We start from the raw sequence: 17146 nt of genomic DNA, 5'->3' as shown, positions 1-17146 counted from the left end.
CCTCAGAACTGGATTTCAGCCGTGTCTTCGAAGACCGTCGCGACGACGAGGCCGTTGATGCGCAGGCCGCGGGAGGCCCGGTCGTAGCTAGCGTCGAATTCCAGGATCTCGGTCACGCCCGGCGTGGCCATGACCTCTGCCTTGATCGTCGCCTCGGCGATCGGCATTTCCGACGGCGGGCGGCCGAGAACGTATTCGGTCCACGCCACACCGGCGTCTTGGTCGAGAAACCACTCGCCCTGCCAGAACATGAGCCGCTGCCGAATGTGCTGGCCGATGGCCTCGGCATCCACAACCACGACGAGATTGCCATCATCGTCGAGATGCAGATCATTGTGCGGCTGAATGGACAGCCCGAGGAAAGAGGACATCAGGCTTTGATCCCATCGAGCTTCGCGATCAGCGCCGTGACCTGTGCCTGATATGCGCTATCCACCGCGGCACCCCCATTAAGGTGGGCATTGAACACCACCATGAAGTCACGAAAGATTTGAAGGAGGCTGTCCCCGGTCTCGCCCTTTAGGTCGATCTTGCCTTCGGCCGAAATGATCACCTTGTCCGCCCCCGACGCGCCGCCGGTGAGAGACACTTTCCCCCCGGGCGTGACCTTCGCGCCCTTCTTGCCGTCGTTCGAACCGGCAAAGAAATCGGTGCCGTTGACGCCGGTCATTGGGGCGTCGTCGGGATAGCCCCCGGGGATAGCGACAGCATCAGACAAGTCATGCATTCGGCCCGGCGCATTGCTGATGCTCTGACCTTCGCTCTGGAACGCGTCGCGCGACCGGCCGGCGAACAGCAGCGTGACCGGGTCACCCGCCTGCATTGGAAAATGGATGCCGAATCCACCTCCCCTTGGATGAAGCAGCGGCACGCTCTGGAGCTCCGGTGCGGTCAGCTCTTGGTCGCCGAACGTCTGCTTCAAGGCGGGCTGCATGCCGCCGTTTTGCTTGCCAGGATCGTAAGCTGTCACACGAGCGGGAAGCGCGGTGAACATGTCCCGGCGCTCGGCCTCGATGATGGCTGCGATCGCCTCTTGAAGAGACCGACGCGTCGAGGAGCCCTGGTATCCGGCCATTATTTGACGACCTTTCCACCCTGGATGCGGTTGCCGTCGATGTCGCAGTAGAACGGCTTATCGCGGTTTGATCCGGCGAAGCTCACCGAGGCGACACGGAAGAGGCCGCCCCCCTGGTCCGACGCGGCCTTGTCTCGGCCGCTGGCCTCGTCGAGGAAGTTCGAGCGAACGTCCACTACTCGGCCCGGGCCGATGGCTGGGCGTAAAAGCGAGCGCAGGGATACGCCCTTATCGGTGACCTTCGGCGCGCCAATGAGGCCGCTCGCGCTCGAAATCACCACGGTGTCATTGATGTAGCCATCGCTCTTGATGGCCTCCGCGGCGCCGTTCTGAACGCTCCAATAAACGCCATGCTGCCGGCCAAGCTCGTCCAGTTCCCGTGAGGCATAGCCGTAGAGCGAGATGGGGCGTTTATAGGCCGGAAGATCGTCGAACCCCCGAAGGTCTCCAACATCGACGTCAGGCATCTGGGAGACCAGATAGTCCGCGACCTCACGGGGCTTCGTGCCGGCCGGAAAGGTCTTCGTCACCACACCCTTATTGATGCCCTTGTCGCCGTCGCCGCATTGGAGAAACGAGCGGATGTCAGCGCCCTCCTGGTCGATGGTGACGTCCCGGATCTGCCCTTTGAAAATGATCCCGAACTCGCCACTCTCGTATCCGGCCTCAATCTTCAGGGTGTCGAATTCCTCGCCCAGCTTTCCGCGATTCTCGCGCTTCAGGTTCCAGATGGTCGCCACGCCTTCGTTCTGCTTGGAGCCGATGGAGCGCTGCGCCTGGAAGTCGATGCGGAGATCCCTGACGACAAGTTCCCCCGCTCGTCCCGACACCGTCGCGACGACCCGGCGTTTCCACATGCGAGACATTCAGTCCACCGCGTTGATGAGGCGCACGGCCCCGCTGGGGAGCCCTTCTCGATCTGGGAGTGCGCCCGGCGTCCACGCCACCGCGAAGATCTGCCCCAAGCCCAATTTGAAGGGCTCAAGCAGATCCACCCCAAGCACGATCCGACGACCGGCCAGGACCAGCGTGCCCTCAATCTCAAGATCAAACGACCACCGTTGCGTGGTCACGTTGAAGTTCACGTCGAATTGGCAGGAGCGACCATTGAGGGTCGTAATGAACCGCTGCCGAGCCGCGTTCGTGATGGGGATCTCGTAGAAGGTGGTCATCGAGGCAGGGCCGAGTTCAAGAGGTCATTCGATTGAACCTGTCGCGCCTGGACAGTGCCCCTGTTCTGCACCGCGCCCGCCCGATCAGCAGTGCTGCCCGGCTCCGGGCTTCCCGCTGAGCCGGAGGAGGCCTCGGTGTCAACGATGATCACCTCGCGCAGCTCGGCATTGAACATCAGCACGCGGGGATAAACGGTGTCGCGAAGCGCGCTCACCCGCTCAATGAGCATGTTGGTGTAAACCTTCAGACCGCTCACCATCGTGAAAGGCTCGGCCGCCGCCTGTAGGGCGAGGATGGCCTGATAGGAAGCAAACGCCGCCGGCGCATCGATCGCGCCCTCAATCCGGAGACGATAGGGCTCGCGCCATGCGTGATCGCTGATCTTCGCTCCGCGCTCCACCGGATGGTCGGCGATCGTCATCTCGGCGCGATGCTCTTCCACGATGACCACGTTGATGCCGATGGGACCCAACGTGCGAGCCACCAGAAAAAAGAATGCCATCAGCTTTCCTCAGAAAGAAAGTGCACGATGCGGAAGGCCACTGGGCGATCTGTTGCCCCTCCCCCGCCGACACCCCACAATGCCTCCCCATAACCTGGGGAGGTGAGCATGCGTCGGGTGTGGCTTGTCGTTCCGTTTCTGCTCTTGGCCCCGGCACGAGCCCCATCGCGGATTCCGCTGCTTATGAGCTAAGATAATCGCAGGGCGCTGATAGGGGGAAACGATGGAAGTCTTCTTGGTATTCGTTCTGATTGGTCTGGGACTGGCCTTCATCCCGGCCAAAATCGCCGAAAACAAAGGGCGAGAATTTTTCCCTTGGTATTTTTACGGCTTCTTCCTGTTCTTAATCGCCCTCATACATTCGTTTCTTTTGAAGCCCTATCCTGGAAGCCCTACCGCGATGAAGCTCGCTGGCACCTGGGCCGGAGATGAGGGTGTATCGCCGGTGAAGACCCTTTCAATTGACTTCACTGCGGACGGTGTCATTTCAGGAACGCCGTACCGAACCGAGCCCGATGGTGTGGTGGCGTTAATCTCTGGAAAGGCCATTAAGTTCAAGTCACTGGAAGATCTTGAGCTAATGCTCAGCGTTTCTACGGGCCAGGGGCCGCGGCAGTAGTAGCGTTTGAACTTTTCACCAACGCCGACGACACTGCATCAGTCACCACAGGACCAAGCTGCGGGACCTCATTGACCTCCGCGTTCACTGTGACACTCACCTGCCGCTGATCTCGTTGGTCGTTGGTGACATTGTTGGTGACGGCCTTCGCCGCCTCACCGTTCGCGACCTTCTCCGCATTCACGGACGGAGACACCTGATGCTGGATGGTCGCGGCTGCTACCGCGGCATCCCTGAGAAATGCACCGAACTCCTGCATCCAGCCGGCGAAGGCTTGCCCCACTGTCGGACCAGGATCTTCGGCGGGTCGCGCCTGAGGATTACCGCCTGAGCGGGGCAGTGCTTCCGCCCCCCTCCCTCCGCTATTCGGCGGGGTCAATGGAGCGGTCTGGGCATCCTGTGGGCGCGACTGCGACGCAGATGCCCCTCCGGTTGGAGCCTCATTCGGACGAGCCTGGGGCAACGGGGTTGATGGCCGCGGCGCATCCCCGGGGCGCGCCGGGGGAGCGGGGGGCGTGGCTTCGGCCGGTCGTGGCGGAGGGATCGGCACTCCTTCTGCCATGACCCTATCGTAGGCTTCCTGGGCCGCTTGAAGCTTAGCCTTGGCCCTCTTCGCGCGGAGCGATCGGGCGCGGGCCTCTTGCGGGGTTTCCTCGGGAGATGCCGGCCGGGTCAGAATGTCGACCTCGTCCTGCGCGACGTCAACGCGCTCCTTTGCAGCCGCCTGGCGCTGCTTAACTTCGTCCTGCGTCTCGGGGACTAAGCCAAGCTTCTTGCCTATCGAGATTACCCATCCGAGAAAATCATTGAGAGGTGGAAGCAATTTGTCCGAGAGGGCAACGGCCAGCCGCTTGGCTGCGTCAGTTACGGTTTCAAGTTGGTTCTGAAGCTTCGACCACTCTTCAGCCACTCGTGCGTTCATGCTTTCTTGTTGTGATGTAGGGGCAGGGCGTCGAGCATTAGCCTCTAGAGTGCGGCGACGAAACTCTTCCGGGCCAACTTGCTCAAGCAGCGCCGCTGCCTGGGGCGAGATTCCGAACTCTTCATCGAATTGCCGTAGCCGCTGATCTGCGGCCTCACCGGCCTTTCGACTTTTCTGGAACGCCTTCTCACGCTTCTGCATGAGATCATAGCGGCGCTCGATCAGGTCGAGCCCGAGCGCAGTGGAATCGCGCGCGCGTCCGCTGGGGTCGCGGGGGTCAAGTCCGTGTTTCCGAAACTTCTCCTGCGCCTTCTCGTCGCCGCGAAGCGCATCCTCCCGGGCCTTACTGAAGCCCTTTATGAAATCCTCAGCCTGCTTCCTGCCGTCCTCGGGGCTCATTCCGCCGATCGCGCTGAACGCATTCCCCAGCACGTCGATACCGCGCGCCGAGGTCCCCATGCCGGCGGCCATGAGCTGAAGCTCCCGACGCGCCTGAGCGATCTTCCCGCCCACGCTGGCGATCACGGTCGCGAGCGCGGCGACAACGCCGATGACCACCCCGCCGGCGACGGCGAGCCCAGCGAAGGCAGCAGCACCAGCAGCGACACCCATAGCAAGACGGGAGGCGCCGGCCGCAAGCCCAGCCATATCGCCGCCGATCAGCCGGATACCCCTGCCGAAATGCCCGGCCTCCCGACGGACGAAATCTCCGATCTTCGCAAAGGCGGCGCGGAGCTTCGTCTGCACAGCCTTTGCGAATTCAAGGATCTTCACCTTCAGGCGATCGAACCAAGTCGCAGCACGCTTGATCTGCTCTTCGCCCTCGACCTTGAAGCCGATGAGCGCGACCAGTTCTTCAATGATCATTTGCTGGATCTCGCCATGGCCTTGGAGGACGCAGCCTCGCGCAGGTCGAGGATTTCATTGAGGTTGGCGACGTCATCGATGGTCAGGACTGTGCGGATTTCCTGGTAGGAGCACAGCGGGGGCTCGCTCATCACCGGACGCAGCAGCCACATCCGATCCGTGATGTTTGGAGCTATGACCTTCACCTCGGCCGGGGTGAGCGAAGTGGAGCTGGCGCTGGCTTCTTTCCACCGCTCCCCGTGCCGTCGCCGAAAAAACCGCCGAACTCCGTCTGGAAGGCGAAGAAGGCGACCTGCAACATCTCGGCGGTGTCCGACGGCTTGACGCCAATCACCGCCGGCTCGCCGTCGGCGCGGCAGTTGGAAACCATCTCCTCGACCAGCGCATAGACCTCGGTCGTGTCCATGTCGCCGAGGAACTCCAGCGCCGACCCGACGATGGCCGGATTTGCGGCGGCCGCGGCGATGCTTGCCAGCGACAGGTTGGCATCGGTGAGGACCGCCGCAGCGCCCTTCGCCGACCCCAGCATCTTGAGCACGCGAAGCAGGAGCGGGAAGCCCTGGTCCGCGGGAAGGCGGTCGTACCGATAGGTGACGCCGTTGATCTTCTTCTCAGCCATCAGATTGCGCTCACATCGGTGTACTGAATGTCGTTCTCCTGCCAGCACCCGCAGTAGATCGCCCATTCCCGTTCGGTGGCGCTGGTGCCCAGGCTCAGCGGGGGCTCCTTCATGATGACGGCGGAGGAGCAGCCGCCACCTTCTCCAGTCCCGGTATCGCGCAGACCGATGGTCATGACGTCAACCACCGCGCCGGCGCGCATCTTCTTCACCTTCTGGGACAGGTAGCGGTTCCATGCGGAGGTCGGCTGAAGCTTCAAGGTCAGCGTGGCCGACTGATCCGCGGTGATGGAGAGGATGGGAGAGCCGTCCGCTCCCACCACCGGAGTGCCAAGATCGGCATGGCGCTCGACCTGGATGGCGTCGTCGCCCTCCCAAACCCCGGTGACCTCGCGGCCATCGATCGTGAGGACGACGTTCTGGAAGGAATAGACGGTAAGGGGCAGGCAGGCGGTGGGCATTGGCCCCTCCTCAGAAGCGCATGATCAGGGACGAGGACACGTAGTGGAACGCGCCCGTATAGCGGAAATCGACCCGGATATCGGGGGCGATGCGGTTCCGGCGCTGAGTGGCCGGGATGTTCTCCACCCGGTCCACCGAGATCTCGTATTCCGGCAGGAATTCACCGTCCTCGCCAGTGTCGCTGGCGATGATCCCAGCGGCGAAGGCGCGGCGCATAACGCCGTCGATGGCATTGGTGAGGATGGCCACGCCCGCGTTCGTGTAGGGCACGCGAGCATTGTTCGCGAGGGTAGACAGGAGCGCCTCGCGGGTGCGTGCAACGATCCAGTCGCCGGCGTGGATTTCATCGATGAAGGCGCCGGACCCGACGTTGCCTTCCACGACCATGTCCAGGCCGCCGATGTTCACATAGACGTTCGCGAGATGGCCCTGGGCCTTGTCCAGGCCGCTGCCGGGAATAAACCCAGTGATAGCCTGGACGATGGCGCTGGGCTTGTTGAGCACGGTGATGCCACGCAACCGCTTGAACTTCGCGGTGTAGGCCTGGCCGGAGTTGATGTCGCCGCGGCGCGCGGTCTGGATGTTCGACCGATCCAGATCCCGGGTAGCAAGGAAGCCAATCAGCGCCGCCGAGGGGTAGAGCGAAGCGTCCGTGTGGTAGAACACGAAGGATCGGTCGTAGTTCTTGCTCTCGATATACTCGGCGATGGAGCCGCCGAAGCGGGGAGAGGTCGCAGTGTGGGTGCCGCTCTGGGTGCCCGACGTGTTGATCGCGCTCCCGCCGACGGTTGCCGCCACCGAGAAGGTGCTGGTCGCCGGAGAAACCACGTAGTAGGTGGTGCCGGCGACAAGCCCGGTCGGCAAAGCTCCCGTCGTGCTGAACACCACCGGGTCACCAGCCTGCAAGACATGGCCGGTCCACGTGACCACGCCGGGGCTCGCGATGGTCATGGTTACCGTCGCCGAGAGGTCGGCCTCGGATGAGGGCGTCTCCGTCGAGACGTCGTTGCTGTCCAGGCCGACGAGCGCCGTCTTGGTCTCGGCCCAGTCCGCCAGCGCACGCTGCTCCGGCGTGTCGCGCAGCTCGTCGGTATGAAAGAGCCAGTACCAGTCAGGATCTGCGGCATAGATCGCGTTGAGTTCGTCGGTGATGTCCTCCGAGTCGTCGCGATATGCGATCTTGATCTGGCGAGGCCGCGGGTTCTGCGAGAACACAGCCGCTGCGGCGGCATAGGTCTCCGAATTCGACGGGAAGTCCGTGGAGACCTCCAGAAGGTCGGAATAGACCCGCGTCCGCGTCGTCGAGTCGACCTTTCCTGCGACCTCCGTCGGCTGGAGAAGAAGCGCGACGGAGAAGCCCGTCGCGGTCGCGAAGTTGTCCTGGCGCGTGAGACTTACGTCGACGACGCGCGAATAAGGCAGGCGAGTAGCCATGCTTTAGCCCTTCTGAAAGTGAAGCGTTGCGAAGAGCCGCTCGGCAGCGGCGTCGTGGAACTGGACGGTCCCGCTCTCGATCACGTCGATGAGCAGACGGTCGACGACGATGCCGGCGAGGTCGACATCGAACTGCACCCGGCCTTCCCACTGGCTTTCAACCATTCTGGGCACGCGGCGGGGTTCGGACACGTGGCGCACCATGGCGGGGTGCAGATCCACGGAAGCATGCGCGGACTGAAGCGCGTTGATCATGGGGCCGGCAAAATCCAGCCCGCGCGAGGCGAACACGTCGACGGTGAACCGCCATTCCTTCGCCCGGGCCGTGGCTTCAATCACCCTGGGCGCAGCACCGACCGTCATCGCTTCATATGAGATGCATAGCGTCTCCAGAAGCACCCGTTCGCCGACGAGATTGATGACGGCATGAGCGCCCTTCAAGCGTGGTGCGCTCTGATGGTCGGCGACGATGTCCTCGAGAGGGTCATGTGATGGATTGATGATCGCCTGTTCGGCGTCGGTGCGGACCAGATAGGCCCGCAGGCCGTCAAACAGTTCGTCCTCGGTCATTCGTCAGCCTCGCGATGGCGCGGGTGAACCCCGCTTCCGAGCGGGTGGCGACCTTGATCACTTTGTAGGTGGCGCCGAGAGCGGTCGTGATTTCGTCGGCAGTGGTGCCGGCATCCTCATCGGCGGTTCGCAGCGGCGTCCGCGTCCAGATGACGACGTCGCCTTCGACCCATTCGCCTTCCGGCATCATGCGCAGATCGGCCGCGCCCGGCGGCTGGATCACGGCCTGGATTGTTGAAGTCGTCGCATCGCCCGCCACCCAGCGGCCACCGACATAAACACCGTCATCGTACCGTTGGAGCGTCGCCGGCTTCGCCCGGCGGTCAATCGCGAGAACGGCCCATGTCATGTGACACCATCGAGCTTCCAGGTGATGGAACCGAAGAGGCGCCCTTCATCGCGAAGGGTCCCGCTCGATCCCTTGATCTTGATGGTGAGAGGAGAATTGGCCGGGGCCATTCCCGATTTGATCTTGTCCTGGATGAGGTTCTGCCCAAGCAGGCCCAGCTTCATCATTCCCGCCTGAAGGTCACCGCCATTGATGGTGATCTTTGCGACGCTCTGCATCGCAGCCTTGACCTCGCCCTGCCCTTCGAACATGGCGGCTTTGATGAAGGGGCGCGCCGGGATCGGACCGCCGAAGCCTCCAATGCCATTTCGTACAAAGCCCTTGCCGGAACCCTTCGTGCCGAAATGGTTGAAGAAGGCGTATTCGATGACGTTGGCGTCGGCCTTACCTACGGGTAGGCCGACCTTGACCTCTTTCGGCCCGGAAAAGGCCGTCCGCAACTCGGCCAGTTTCTTCTCCAGATCGCCCTTCTTCACCGTGGACACGTTCATCCGGACGCGGATCATGACGACTTCCGGCGCTTCCGCGCCCGCTTGACAACGAGCGATGACATGCGCCGCGGAAGGGGGGCCGTCGGTCGGAGTGCGAGATAGACGAACCGCCGTGCCTTGGCCTCGCCCCTGGGAGTGAGCTCGACCGTCTTGGCACTGAAGGGGGGAATATGGTCGAGGCCCCCCGGGGTCTCAACGGCCTGCCGAACTCCGGATCGGTTTGAGATGTGAAAGAACATCAGACCACCGCCACGGCTGGAAAGTTTCGGCGCAGATAGGTTGCGAAGCGCTGCCCATAGGCTGTGCTGCCGTAGTCCCCCTGCCCCGCCGCGCCGCCGACGCCGGCGAATTCGGTTTCGCTGTCTCCGACCCGATCACGTTTGACCGGACCGGAGATCGCCACATCGCCGCCTGCTCCCGAGCCCTGAGAGGCAAGGAGGTGGGCGGCGAGGTAGAGGGTCGCCGGCTTCCGATCCGCTTCGATCCAGGTTTCGCCCACCTGGGCAATGGCCTCATCGAGCACAAGGCCGAGGAGGACATCACCGCGTGCGGCGAACTCGGGGAAGCGAGCCTTCAGCTCGGCGACGGTCGGGGGCGTGTAGGCCATCAGGCTTCCGCCTTGGCCTTCAGGGCGGCGAGGATCTCGTCCTTGGTGTCCGGGAGGTTGTCCGGGCCGAGCAATTCACCGGCGGCCTTCTTCCAGGTCTGGAAGTGCAGCTTGTCGGCCTGCTCAAGGAGATCGGCTGCCGCCTTGGCCTTCTCGGCCTCGGTGAGTTCGACACCCTCCCCGCCCGCGACCGACTCCACGTGCTTGGGCTCGCGGGGCTCGGCTGCCGCCTTGGGCGCCCCGCCGAAGGTGAGAAATGGCAGGCGACGCGCCCGCTTTTCCTGCCCTTCGCCGAAGGTGAGGTCGCGTGTCTGCCCCGGCTTGAGGTAGACCACGCCGGTGCTGGTGTGAACGCCCTGGAGACCGGGCGCTTTGTTCGTCACGTCCATGGCTGTCCTCCTCAGACCGGCGGGGCGGTGATTTCGTCGCCGTAGGCGGCGGCACCGGGCAGGCGCCATTCGGTGCCGCCGGTGCGGGCGATGATGCCGGTCTCCCAGCCCATGATGGACTTCTGCCGCGGCAGCAGAACACGCCGCGGCATGGGCAGGTGGAAGCGAAGAACTTCCTCAGCGCGCCGATAGACCACCATGCGGCCACCGCCGTCCTGGGACGCCGTGGCGAGTTCCCGGAGCGGCTGAATGTCCAGCGGCTGGCCGGTCTCCGCCGTGTAGACGTTGTTCTGCCGGATGTACTCCAGCAGCGTCATCAGGCCATCGCCTGCGCCGAGCCGGCGGGTGGCGATGAGGCGGAAGGCCTCCGGAGGCAAGCGCAGGGCGTCCACCCATTCGACCTCCTCCGTATTCGCCCGCACACTGGAGATCAGGTCGTTGATGTCCCGGAGGATCTGGTCATTGGTCTTCGCCGACCAGTAGGTGGAGGTTCCGGTGCCGTCGTTCGCCACATCGACGCGGGACACCGCGGCGTTGTTCACGAAGCCGGTCCAATTCTTCTCGGTGGAGCCGACCATGGCGACGGAGTTGAGCAGGCGCTCGACCTTGTCGGCAGCAGAGGTCGCCTTCGTGCCGTTGAGATCGATGCCATAGAGGGCGGCCTGATTGACCTCCTCCAGGTTCCATTCCCAACCGGAGCCGATCATCGCGAAGTCATGGCTCGCCATGTCCTTCGTGGCCTGGTTGAAGGGCATGTCGGTGCCGGCGCCGGAGAGGAACTTGGCCTCGCCCGCCGTGTCCACGGTGAAGAACGTGGTGCCGATGGCCCATGCGTTCCCTTCCGTGACCACGGGGACGTGGGCACCGTAATTGAAGGTCGGGTAGCGGCGCTGATAGATCCGCGTCTCGATATTGCGCCCCTGCGCGAGCACGAAGGGGTACGCGGCCTGCGCATCAGCGAAAGGCTGCTGAACGATCATGTTCATGGTGCTGGTCCTTTCGCGATCAGCGGAGCTTCAGAGAGATTTCGACGATGTCGCCGTTTCCGCCGCCAGTGTCGAAGGTGGCGTCGGGGATGCGGATGTGCGTCGTCGTCTTGGTGTAGCGGCCGTTCGAGGGGTTCCAGTAGACCGGGTCACCCTGAACGACCGTCGCGCCCGCGGTGACGTACATCTGGCCCATCGTCATGAAGGCGCCGGTGAAGTACTGCGGGTAGGCGTCGGGCGCCGAAGCGTTGGGCGGCACCGCCGGGTTCAGCACCGCAAGGCCGAGGAAATCGGCATTCGCGGTGTAGGTCACGTCGATGTAGTAGGTGTCGCCCGCCGTCATGGTGCCGGCGTTCGAGATGGTGAACGGACCGATGCCGTCGATGGTCGCGGCCGAAGCGACGACGCCATCGCCCACGATGTTGCCGTTCGGGTCCTGCATGATCCAGGGAGCGGTCGCGCCGGTCGCCGTGAGGACGATCGTGTAGCGGCCCTCCTTGGCGCCGGCGGCAACGGCGGGCGACGCCGTGATGGTGCCGGTGCCGACGTTACCGGAGGCCGCGGCAGAGCCCGCGCCGGTGGCGGCGAAGGTGCCGCCCGTGACCACGCCATGATCACCAGTGCCGCGGAATGCGGGCTGGCCGAAGGCGATGCCGGCAGCGGATTCCACCGTGCGGCTCACCTTGTTGCACTTCTCCTCATTCGCGATCTGACCGGGCAGGCCCTTCGGAGGAGCGTTCGTATAGGTGGTCTGATAGGTCGCCATGTTCGTGGCTCCTCAGTTGGCCTGGGCGGGGTGATGGGCGGACTGCATGTCCTTCACCATCTGGGCGTAGGCGTCCGACGCAGCCTTATCGGCGCCATCGGAGGTGCGAAGACCGCCGGCGGCGGCTTCGCGGAACGGGTCCGTACTGCCCTTCTTCGCGGCATCCTCGGCGAGGATTTCGAAGCGGGCATCGATGTAGGCTTCCGCCTTGCCGGCCACCGCGGCATCGCCGAGCACAGCGGTCACCACCGCCTTGCGAATGCCCGCATCGGACAGGCCGTCGGTCTTCACGTCCTTGGCGATGGCCTTGGCGACAGTGACGAGCGCCGCGCGCGCTGCCACCCGCTTGTCGAGGTCGGCGTCGGACAGCACCTTCGCCTTCTCGGCATCAAGCGCGGCGTCCTTCTTGGCGAGATCGGCGTCCTTGGCGGCGAGCGCCTTGGCGTGCTCGGCCTGGGCATCGGACAGCGCCTTGCGAGCGTCGTCGCGGTCCTTGGTCAGCTTCTCAATGGCCTGGGCGCCCTGGTCGGTCGTCTGGACCGACAGGCCGTCCACGACCACCGTGCGGAGATTGTCCGGCATGGTCTGGTCCTTTTGATCGATGGTGAGAGGGGCAGCGCCCCAGGTATGCAGATCGGCGTCGCCGATGCGGCATTCGGAGCCAGCGCGGCCGCGCTGGACGATGGCGATGTGATTGGCGCGGATATCGCGCTGGACGGCGTCGAAGGATTCTCCCTCGGGGGTGGTGCCGGCGGTCCAATCCAAGTTGCAGGTGTAGCCGGCGGAAAGCTCCTGCTTGCCCCCCTGCACATCCTCGATGGCGGCGGAATCCGACACGAGAAGAGGAACGCGGAGGCGATTCCCGTCGATGGTCACCTCGTCGACCGTGTGGCCGACGGCGAGGGCTTTCCAGTTCGCAGCAGTGACCAACTCCTTCGGGTGGTCATTCGTCAGTGGTCGGTGCGCGAAAGATGCCCGAGCATCCACGCTGAAGACTTCTTCCGCGGGGCGATACACGCGCACCACGGACATTTCCGGCTTGCCGACCTCATGGCCGGCATAAAGCTGGATGCCGGTACGGGCGACGCGCGCATCGGCAACAAGAGTGCCGTCAGCGCGCAGGCGAGTGCCCGCGATCTGTGCCGCGTCAACGAATTGCATATTGGAGTTCCCATGAAAAAGGGCGGTTCCGAAGAACCGCCCTTTTGGATGTGCATCGCTTCTTAGCTAAGCCGCCTTGATCGCCGGGCTCATAAGCTTCGCCAGCTTGGCGAGGCCCTGCGGCGTCACCCGCACCTGCTCGGTCACCTTGTCGCTGCCGTCGGCCCGGAGAACGGTGGTGACCTTGTGCTCCAGATCACCGGAGTTCACGCGGTTCTGATAGCCGATGTCGTGCGCGGTGCCGGCGCGGCGGTAGATCCAGTTGTGGGACCGGAGATAGGCGAAGAGGTCGGAGGGACGGACCTGCAAGGCCTTCGCGGCATCGGTGACGCAGAGCGAACCCTCAGACTTGGCGATGCGGTCGAGGGCGGCGACATCGTCCTTCTGCTCGGCCACCTTGGCTTCCAACTCCAGCACCTTCTCGGTGTAAGAGAGCAGAAGGCCGCGCATCGCGGCGGGATCGTTCAAAACCTTCGCGGGGTCCACAGCCGGCCGGGCGCGAAGCTCACCCTCCATGAGGTTGAATGCCTCGATATAGCGGAGCTTCCACTTCAGCGCCTTCGGGCCAGTGAAGCCCATCGCCAACAAGGTGAAGCCGTCGCGCGTCATGTCGAACGAGCGATGCAACTGATCACCCGTCGAATGCAACCTGTAGGGGGCATGCGTAAAATTGCGCAGGGCCAAATTCGGCTCCTGCTGAAGCAAATTGTCGACAGCGCGGAGCACGTCGCGGTGCTCCTTCTCGAAGTAGGCGGCGACGTCGCGCGAGTTCGTCAGCGCCTCGCCGTTCCGCACCTCAACGATGGGGTTGCGCGCGGCGTCCAGCGGGAGCATGTCTTCGTTTGTCATTGCCAATGGCCTTTCCGTTGGCGGTGAAACTGGCCGCCCTGGTAAGGCGGCTGGGAAAACGGGGCGGGGAGCGCGCCTCGACAGCAATTGCTCCCCGACCCCGGCTAGCCCCGGCGAACCGAGGGCATCTGTGAAAACCTGATCGATCCAAGGTGTCGGCGGAAGCGCGGATGTGAGTTGTGCGCGCTCTTCGCGTTTTCCACAGGCTAAGTTGTCCACAGGGGGTAATTATGTGGATGCGGCGAGCCGCTCAATGTCAGCGAAGACATCGAGCGTGAACCTGTTGTTGTGGTCATCCAACTCATCGACCTCGCGACGGCGGACGATCTCGATCTTCTTCATCACGTCGGAGAGACTGACCGAAGGCGCCGCCAGGATCTCCTCGTCGAGGTCCCAAAGAGCGCTAAACGCAGCGTCGTAGGCATGGCCCAAGGCGTTAAGATTGAGGCTTTCCTTGATCTCATCCCGCCTCGCTTCAAAGGCCTCAGCTGCCGCCAGCCGCCGCTCTACGTCGGGCAGAACATGGGGCAAATTGGATGACTTGTGCAGCACCACCCGCCATTGCTCGGGACCGCCGTAGTGCCTTCCCTCGCCATCGACAAGCCAGCGGGCATCGCACCAGTAAAACTGGTTCGCATACACCTCTTTGGGCCGCACCGGGCACATCTCCTTGAACTTGGCCTCAGCGACGTCGAGGGCGGCGTCTGCAAGCTCAAAGGCGCGAAGCCGGCGTTGCAATTCAGGCCAAAGCCGTTCGGTCTTCGACTGCGCGGCGACGGCGGTCGCAGGGATCGCGACAGCGGTGAGCGCCAAGGCGCCCTTCAGAATGGAGCGGCGGTCCATCATCCGACCTCCGCCATCGCGCCGCCGGTGAGGACGGGCCGCTTGGGGGCAGAGACCGGCGCCGGATCGAGATCGATGCCGAGGCCGGCCTTCAACAGGAGGATGGCGATGGTCGCCGCGTCTTTGGGGCTGCGGCGCGACGTGGTATAAGTGATGACAGCTTCGGGCATGGTTCTGGTCCTTGCCTGGGGTTAAGGCCGCGCCGGGTGCTCGAACACCGTGGCGCGGCCGCTTTATTTCAGTGGAGCGGCTGGTTCAGAAGCTCAGCGAGCTTGACGAGGCCCTTGGCGGTGACATGGGCGCGCGTGGCAATGCGCTCGCGCCCCTGATCATCAAGGAAGGGATGGTCGATGTGCTCCATGAGCCCCGCCTGGATCTTGTCCTGGTAGGCGACCCAACTGGAATTCCCCGGGCGCTTGTAGATCCAGCGCCGAGCCGACATGAACGCGATGAGGTCTTTCGGTCGTGAATTCAGCGTCTTGGCGGCGAGCGTCAGGCTCATGCTGCCCTCCGCTGCCGCGAGCCGGTCGAGTTGTTTCACCTTCTCGATCTGGTCAGCGATGATGGCGTCCTTCTCGGCCACCTGCTTCTGAAGGTGGTCGAAGACCGCCAGCATGACCTTGGGGTCGGAGGGATCGACCACGAGGCGAGGGCGAACGAGCCCCTCCTCCAACTCCATCCATCGGTCGATGATGCGGGCGCGCATCTCGATGTTGTAGCCGGAGACAAGGATCAGGGTTTCGCGCTTGGGCAAGCGGAGGACAGGATAACTCTGCCCGTTCTGCGGGTTCTGGTGGGTGTCCTCAAAACTGAGGAGACCCCCCTCCCCGTGCAGTTCCACCAGCATGACACGTGCGTCACGCATGACATTGTCATGGCGCTTCCCGGTGAGCTCGGCCACCTCCAAAGTCGACATGGTGAGCGGTTCGCCCGGGTTGCCTTGGGGACCGAACGGGACGATATCTGTGTGCGTCACTCTGATGCCTCATACATCGGGGTTGATGATCTCGCCGCCTGCCAGGGCGGCGTGGTTCTGAGCAGCGGCGGGGGTCGTGTCGGCAAAACCTGCCCCCGTCGCTGCCGAAGGAGCCGGCAACGCCCGCTCCAGATGAAAGACGATCTCCGAATTCATTGACCGCCGGCTGTCTGCCGCCGCGGCCTTGATCCGCTCCCGCATGCCGTCCGGCACCCGGAGCATGATCTTGTCGGCCGTGAGACGGTGCGGCTCACTCATCAGCCAACCCCTCGCTCAAGCAAATAATCATCACGTCTCCCTTGCGTCCATTGGACACCATTCATGTATGTCCAATGGACGCCATTGCGTCAAGCGATTTTCTGCGTCCAATGGACATCATGAGTGAAGAGAGCCGAACCCTTCAGGACAAATTCATGCTCCGCCTACCTGACGGCATGCGGGAGCGCATTGCCGTGGAAGCAAGGCGACATGGAAGGTCCATGAATGCCGAAATCGTCCGCACGCTAGAAAAAGCATACCCAATCCCACCTTCAGCTGAAGACATCGCGGGGTCTCTTCAGAGGACGATCGGGGTTTTAGCAACGCGCAGAAGCGAGTCTCTTTGGCGAATTCTTCAAGATGAATTAAAAGATCTTCTCGATAAAATCGAAGGCGAACCAAATATTGTTTACGATGAAACGCATCCGCGTAAAAACACCAAGATCAGGGCCGCAGAGCTATCGGCCAAACTCGATCCTCCCAAAGACTAGACGCACTAGGACCTAGAGAAGGCTACGCTTGAGCGGCCCCACCTGCATGGACGCCTCCTAAAACTTCAACACTGCCCGCGCCACGCATCGGCACTGGATCGGCTGTCCTGGTGGCAGGCCTTGCTCGGCGCCGGTAGGCTCTCCCCATCGGTACTGCTTGCCTTCGAGGTGCTGGTGCAGCAGGCGCACACGCTCATCATGTGCGGTCGACCACTGGTATTCTCCGATGCCGGCCTGCTGCTGCCTGATCCTGTTGAGATCCGACGTCAGCTTGGCGACCTGGTCCCGGGCGATGAGGCGGGCCCGGTTGTCCGAGAGCTCGAACTGTTCCGCCAGCACCTTCCGATATGACGCCAGCGACTCCCCTTGCAGAACCGCTTGAATGGACCGATCCCGGATCCGCTTCCTGAGATCGTCCACCAGGCCTGTGATGAGGTTCGCGCTCCGATCCGCTGCCAAGGCGAGGTAGCCGGTCAGATCCTCTTCTTTGACCACTACCTCAAGGTCGATGCCGATTGCCCCGTTGACCGCTGCCTTCCAGCCATTGGTGTGGCGGTGGGCTTCTCGGCGGAAGATGTCGAGCACCTTATCGACCGCCACGCCTGCGAGGCCATAAAGCAGGGCCTCCAATGCGCCCCAGATGAACCCCTCCGCGTCTGTGGTGAGGCCTTCTCGCCTTGCCGCCTCAAGCTCACGCTCATAGGACGGCACAAGATTCTCACGCGACCATGCCGCCG

26 protein-coding genes and 2 pseudogenes are annotated in these 17146 nt (G+C 63.3%); 2 read left to right on the top strand and 26 right to left on the bottom strand.

Going from position 1 to position 17146, the window contains the following annotated elements; all coding sequences use genetic code 11:
- Positions 1-2: 2 nt before the first annotated feature.
- From ABLE91_RS05865 to ABLE91_RS05845, 5 genes are read right to left on the bottom strand one after another with little or no spacing between them, the layout of a single operon-like run.
- The gene (locus ABLE91_RS05865; RefSeq protein ID WP_348929288.1) at positions 3-371 is read right to left on the bottom strand and encodes a contractile injection system sheath initiator; all 369 of its coding nucleotides are present in this window, start codon (positions 369-371) and stop codon (positions 3-5) included.
- Positions 371-1075 (bottom strand): Gp138 family membrane-puncturing spike protein, encoded by a 705-nt coding sequence (locus tag ABLE91_RS05860; protein WP_348929286.1) that lies wholly within the window; start codon positions 1073-1075, stop codon positions 371-373. Before ABLE91_RS05860 ends, ABLE91_RS05865 begins: the two co-directional genes overlap by 1 nt.
- Positions 1075-1932, bottom strand: coding sequence for a baseplate hub protein (locus tag ABLE91_RS05855; protein WP_348929284.1), 858 nt, complete (start codon positions 1930-1932; stop codon positions 1075-1077). The genes ABLE91_RS05860 and ABLE91_RS05855 overlap by 1 nt, the downstream gene beginning before the upstream one ends.
- A gap of 9 nt (positions 1933-1941) precedes the next feature.
- Positions 1942-2247: a phage baseplate plug family protein gene (locus tag ABLE91_RS05850; protein ID WP_348929282.1), complete on the bottom strand. Its 306-nt coding sequence runs from the start codon at positions 2245-2247 to the stop codon at positions 1942-1944.
- Positions 2244-2750 (bottom strand): phage baseplate protein, encoded by a 507-nt coding sequence (locus ABLE91_RS05845; protein ID WP_348929280.1) that lies wholly within the window; start codon positions 2748-2750, stop codon positions 2244-2246. Before ABLE91_RS05845 ends, ABLE91_RS05850 begins: the two co-directional genes overlap by 4 nt.
- Positions 2751-2973: 223 nt before the next feature.
- On the opposite strand from ABLE91_RS05845, the gene ABLE91_RS05840 reads away from it, so the two are divergent.
- Positions 2974-3369 carry a hypothetical protein gene (locus ABLE91_RS05840; protein ID WP_348929278.1) on the top strand — a complete coding sequence of 132 codons (396 nt, stop codon included), beginning with the start codon at positions 2974-2976 and terminating at the stop codon, positions 3367-3369.
- Here the strand turns inward: ABLE91_RS05840 and ABLE91_RS05835 are convergent.
- The 20 genes and pseudogenes from ABLE91_RS05835 to ABLE91_RS05740 form a co-directional block, all read right to left on the bottom strand.
- Positions 3344-5158: a phage tail tape measure protein gene (locus ABLE91_RS05835; RefSeq protein WP_348929276.1), complete on the bottom strand. Its 1815-nt coding sequence runs from the start codon at positions 5156-5158 to the stop codon at positions 3344-3346. The two genes, ABLE91_RS05840 and ABLE91_RS05835, sit on opposite strands and share 26 nt — an antisense overlap.
- Positions 5155-5289, bottom strand: coding sequence for a hypothetical protein (locus ABLE91_RS05830; RefSeq protein ID WP_348929274.1), 135 nt, complete (start codon positions 5287-5289; stop codon positions 5155-5157). Before ABLE91_RS05830 ends, ABLE91_RS05835 begins: the two co-directional genes overlap by 4 nt.
- A 50-nt stretch (positions 5290-5339) precedes the next feature.
- A complete protein-coding gene (locus ABLE91_RS05825; protein WP_348929271.1) occupies positions 5340-5777 on the bottom strand; it encodes a phage tail assembly chaperone in 438 nt (145 codons plus the stop codon).
- Entirely contained in the window at positions 5777-6238 is a 462-nt protein-coding gene (locus tag ABLE91_RS05820) for a phage structural protein (RefSeq protein WP_348929270.1), read from the bottom strand. Before ABLE91_RS05820 ends, ABLE91_RS05825 begins: the two co-directional genes overlap by 1 nt.
- Before the next feature lie 10 nt (positions 6239-6248).
- On the bottom strand, positions 6249-6626 hold the full coding sequence (locus ABLE91_RS28940) for a hypothetical protein (RefSeq protein WP_510181911.1): 378 nt from the start codon (positions 6624-6626) through the stop codon (positions 6249-6251).
- Positions 6627-6965: 339 nt separating this feature from the next.
- A pseudogene (locus ABLE91_RS05810) lies at positions 6966-7205 on the bottom strand (hypothetical protein); the annotation flags it as partial.
- Positions 7206-7250: 45 nt separating this feature from the next.
- Positions 7251-7673, bottom strand: a pseudogene (locus ABLE91_RS05805) (DUF3383 family protein); the annotation flags it as partial.
- Between the two features lie 3 nt (positions 7674-7676).
- A complete protein-coding gene (locus tag ABLE91_RS05800; RefSeq protein WP_348929268.1) occupies positions 7677-8243 on the bottom strand; it encodes a phage neck terminator protein in 567 nt (188 codons plus the stop codon).
- Positions 8221-8592: a hypothetical protein gene (locus ABLE91_RS05795; RefSeq protein ID WP_348929266.1), complete on the bottom strand. Its 372-nt coding sequence runs from the start codon at positions 8590-8592 to the stop codon at positions 8221-8223. Before ABLE91_RS05795 ends, ABLE91_RS05800 begins: the two co-directional genes overlap by 23 nt.
- The gene (locus tag ABLE91_RS05790) at positions 8589-9098 is read right to left on the bottom strand and encodes a hypothetical protein (RefSeq protein WP_348929265.1); all 510 of its coding nucleotides are present in this window, start codon (positions 9096-9098) and stop codon (positions 8589-8591) included. Before ABLE91_RS05790 ends, ABLE91_RS05795 begins: the two co-directional genes overlap by 4 nt.
- A 223-nt stretch (positions 9099-9321) precedes the next feature.
- Positions 9322-9690 carry a DUF4054 domain-containing protein gene (locus ABLE91_RS05785; RefSeq protein WP_348929263.1) on the bottom strand — a complete coding sequence of 123 codons (369 nt, stop codon included), beginning with the start codon at positions 9688-9690 and terminating at the stop codon, positions 9322-9324.
- Positions 9690-10079, bottom strand: a complete 390-nt coding sequence (locus ABLE91_RS05780; protein ID WP_348929262.1) for a hypothetical protein — start codon at positions 10077-10079, stop codon at positions 9690-9692. The genes ABLE91_RS05785 and ABLE91_RS05780 overlap by 1 nt, the downstream gene beginning before the upstream one ends.
- An 11-nt stretch (positions 10080-10090) precedes the next feature.
- Positions 10091-11065: a DUF2184 domain-containing protein gene (locus tag ABLE91_RS05775; protein ID WP_348929259.1), complete on the bottom strand. Its 975-nt coding sequence runs from the start codon at positions 11063-11065 to the stop codon at positions 10091-10093.
- Between the two features lie 19 nt (positions 11066-11084).
- Positions 11085-11831, bottom strand: coding sequence for a structural cement protein Gp24 (locus ABLE91_RS05770; protein ID WP_348929257.1), 747 nt, complete (start codon positions 11829-11831; stop codon positions 11085-11087).
- Positions 11832-11843: 12 nt separating this feature from the next.
- Positions 11844-12992, bottom strand: coding sequence for a DUF2213 domain-containing protein (locus ABLE91_RS05765; RefSeq protein WP_348929255.1), 1149 nt, complete (start codon positions 12990-12992; stop codon positions 11844-11846).
- A gap of 66 nt (positions 12993-13058) precedes the next feature.
- Positions 13059-13841: a Rha family transcriptional regulator gene (locus ABLE91_RS05760; protein ID WP_348929253.1), complete on the bottom strand. Its 783-nt coding sequence runs from the start codon at positions 13839-13841 to the stop codon at positions 13059-13061.
- Positions 13842-14069: 228 nt separating this feature from the next.
- Entirely contained in the window at positions 14070-14684 is a 615-nt protein-coding gene (locus ABLE91_RS05755) for a hypothetical protein (RefSeq protein ID WP_348929251.1), read from the bottom strand.
- Complete coding sequence (locus ABLE91_RS05750; protein WP_348929249.1) at positions 14684-14854, bottom strand: hypothetical protein; 171 nt, start codon at positions 14852-14854, stop codon at positions 14684-14686. The genes ABLE91_RS05755 and ABLE91_RS05750 overlap by 1 nt, the downstream gene beginning before the upstream one ends.
- Before the next feature lie 68 nt (positions 14855-14922).
- On the bottom strand, positions 14923-15660 hold the full coding sequence (locus ABLE91_RS05745; RefSeq protein WP_348929246.1) for a phage antirepressor KilAC domain-containing protein: 738 nt from the start codon (positions 15658-15660) through the stop codon (positions 14923-14925).
- Positions 15661-15669: 9 nt separating this feature from the next.
- Positions 15670-15918 (bottom strand): Arc family DNA-binding protein, encoded by a 249-nt coding sequence (locus tag ABLE91_RS05740; protein ID WP_348929245.1) that lies wholly within the window; start codon positions 15916-15918, stop codon positions 15670-15672.
- A 74-nt stretch (positions 15919-15992) separates the two neighbouring features.
- Here ABLE91_RS05740 and ABLE91_RS28935 point away from each other — a divergent pair, with 74 nt between their 5' ends.
- Positions 15993-16409: an Arc family DNA-binding protein gene (locus ABLE91_RS28935; RefSeq protein WP_510181903.1), complete on the top strand. Its 417-nt coding sequence runs from the start codon at positions 15993-15995 to the stop codon at positions 16407-16409.
- A gap of 57 nt (positions 16410-16466) precedes the next feature.
- Here ABLE91_RS28935 and ABLE91_RS05730 read toward each other — a convergent pair whose 3' ends face one another.
- Positions 16467-17120, bottom strand: a complete 654-nt coding sequence (locus ABLE91_RS05730; protein WP_348929242.1) for a phage head morphogenesis protein — start codon at positions 17118-17120, stop codon at positions 16467-16469.
- Positions 17121-17146: the final 26 nt, after the last annotated feature.

It is taken from the genome of Aquabacter albus (assembly GCF_040049275.1).
In the GTDB taxonomy this organism is placed as follows: Bacteria; Pseudomonadota; Alphaproteobacteria; order Rhizobiales; family Xanthobacteraceae; genus Aquabacter.
Note: the sequence above shows the minus strand (reverse complement) of the source record. Positions and strands in the feature narration are given on the sequence as shown.

Bases quoted from the DNA above. Each gene is read 5' to 3' on its own strand.
- ABLE91_RS28935 (WP_510181903.1), top strand. From the start codon at position 15,993: ATGGACGCCATTGCGTCAAGCGATTTTCTGCGTCCAATGGACATCATG.
- ABLE91_RS05760 (WP_348929253.1), bottom strand. From the start codon at position 13,841: ATGACAAACGAAGACATGCTCCCGCTGGACGCCGCGCGCAACCCCATC.
- ABLE91_RS05785 (WP_348929263.1), bottom strand. From the start codon at position 9,690: ATGGCCTACACGCCCCCGACCGTCGCCGAGCTGAAGGCTCGCTTCCCC.
- ABLE91_RS05865 (WP_348929288.1), bottom strand. From the start codon at position 371: ATGTCCTCTTTCCTCGGGCTGTCCATTCAGCCGCACAATGATCTGCAT.
- ABLE91_RS05755 (WP_348929251.1), bottom strand. From the start codon at position 14,684: ATGGACCGCCGCTCCATTCTGAAGGGCGCCTTGGCGCTCACCGCTGTC.
- ABLE91_RS05820 (WP_348929270.1), bottom strand. From the start codon at position 6,238: ATGCCCACCGCCTGCCTGCCCCTTACCGTCTATTCCTTCCAGAACGTC.
- ABLE91_RS05750 (WP_348929249.1), bottom strand. From the start codon at position 14,854: ATGCCCGAAGCTGTCATCACTTATACCACGTCGCGCCGCAGCCCCAAA.
- ABLE91_RS05860 (WP_348929286.1), bottom strand. From the start codon at position 1,075: ATGGCCGGATACCAGGGCTCCTCGACGCGTCGGTCTCTTCAAGAGGCG.
- ABLE91_RS05800 (WP_348929268.1), bottom strand. From the start codon at position 8,243: ATGACCGAGGACGAACTGTTTGACGGCCTGCGGGCCTATCTGGTCCGC.
- ABLE91_RS05830 (WP_348929274.1), bottom strand. From the start codon at position 5,289: ATGAGCGAGCCCCCGCTGTGCTCCTACCAGGAAATCCGCACAGTCCTG.
- ABLE91_RS05855 (WP_348929284.1), bottom strand. From the start codon at position 1,932: ATGTGGAAACGCCGGGTCGTCGCGACGGTGTCGGGACGAGCGGGGGAA.
- ABLE91_RS05845 (WP_348929280.1), bottom strand. From the start codon at position 2,750: ATGGCATTCTTTTTTCTGGTGGCTCGCACGTTGGGTCCCATCGGCATC.
- ABLE91_RS05795 (WP_348929266.1), bottom strand. From the start codon at position 8,592: ATGACATGGGCCGTTCTCGCGATTGACCGCCGGGCGAAGCCGGCGACG.
- ABLE91_RS05780 (WP_348929262.1), bottom strand. From the start codon at position 10,079: ATGGACGTGACGAACAAAGCGCCCGGTCTCCAGGGCGTTCACACCAGC.
- ABLE91_RS05850 (WP_348929282.1), bottom strand. From the start codon at position 2,247: ATGACCACCTTCTACGAGATCCCCATCACGAACGCGGCTCGGCAGCGG.
- ABLE91_RS05770 (WP_348929257.1), bottom strand. From the start codon at position 11,831: ATGGCGACCTATCAGACCACCTATACGAACGCTCCTCCGAAGGGCCTG.
- ABLE91_RS05765 (WP_348929255.1), bottom strand. From the start codon at position 12,992: ATGCAATTCGTTGACGCGGCACAGATCGCGGGCACTCGCCTGCGCGCT.
- ABLE91_RS05740 (WP_348929245.1), bottom strand. From the start codon at position 15,918: ATGAGTGAGCCGCACCGTCTCACGGCCGACAAGATCATGCTCCGGGTG.
- ABLE91_RS28940 (WP_510181911.1), bottom strand. From the start codon at position 6,626: ATGGTCGTGGAAGGCAACGTCGGGTCCGGCGCCTTCATCGATGAAATC.
- ABLE91_RS05790 (WP_348929265.1), bottom strand. From the start codon at position 9,098: ATGATCCGCGTCCGGATGAACGTGTCCACGGTGAAGAAGGGCGATCTG.
- ABLE91_RS05835 (WP_348929276.1), bottom strand. From the start codon at position 5,158: ATGATCATTGAAGAACTGGTCGCGCTCATCGGCTTCAAGGTCGAGGGC.
- ABLE91_RS05825 (WP_348929271.1), bottom strand. From the start codon at position 5,777: ATGGCTGAGAAGAAGATCAACGGCGTCACCTATCGGTACGACCGCCTT.
- ABLE91_RS05775 (WP_348929259.1), bottom strand. From the start codon at position 11,065: ATGAACATGATCGTTCAGCAGCCTTTCGCTGATGCGCAGGCCGCGTAC.
- ABLE91_RS05840 (WP_348929278.1), top strand. From the start codon at position 2,974: ATGGAAGTCTTCTTGGTATTCGTTCTGATTGGTCTGGGACTGGCCTTC.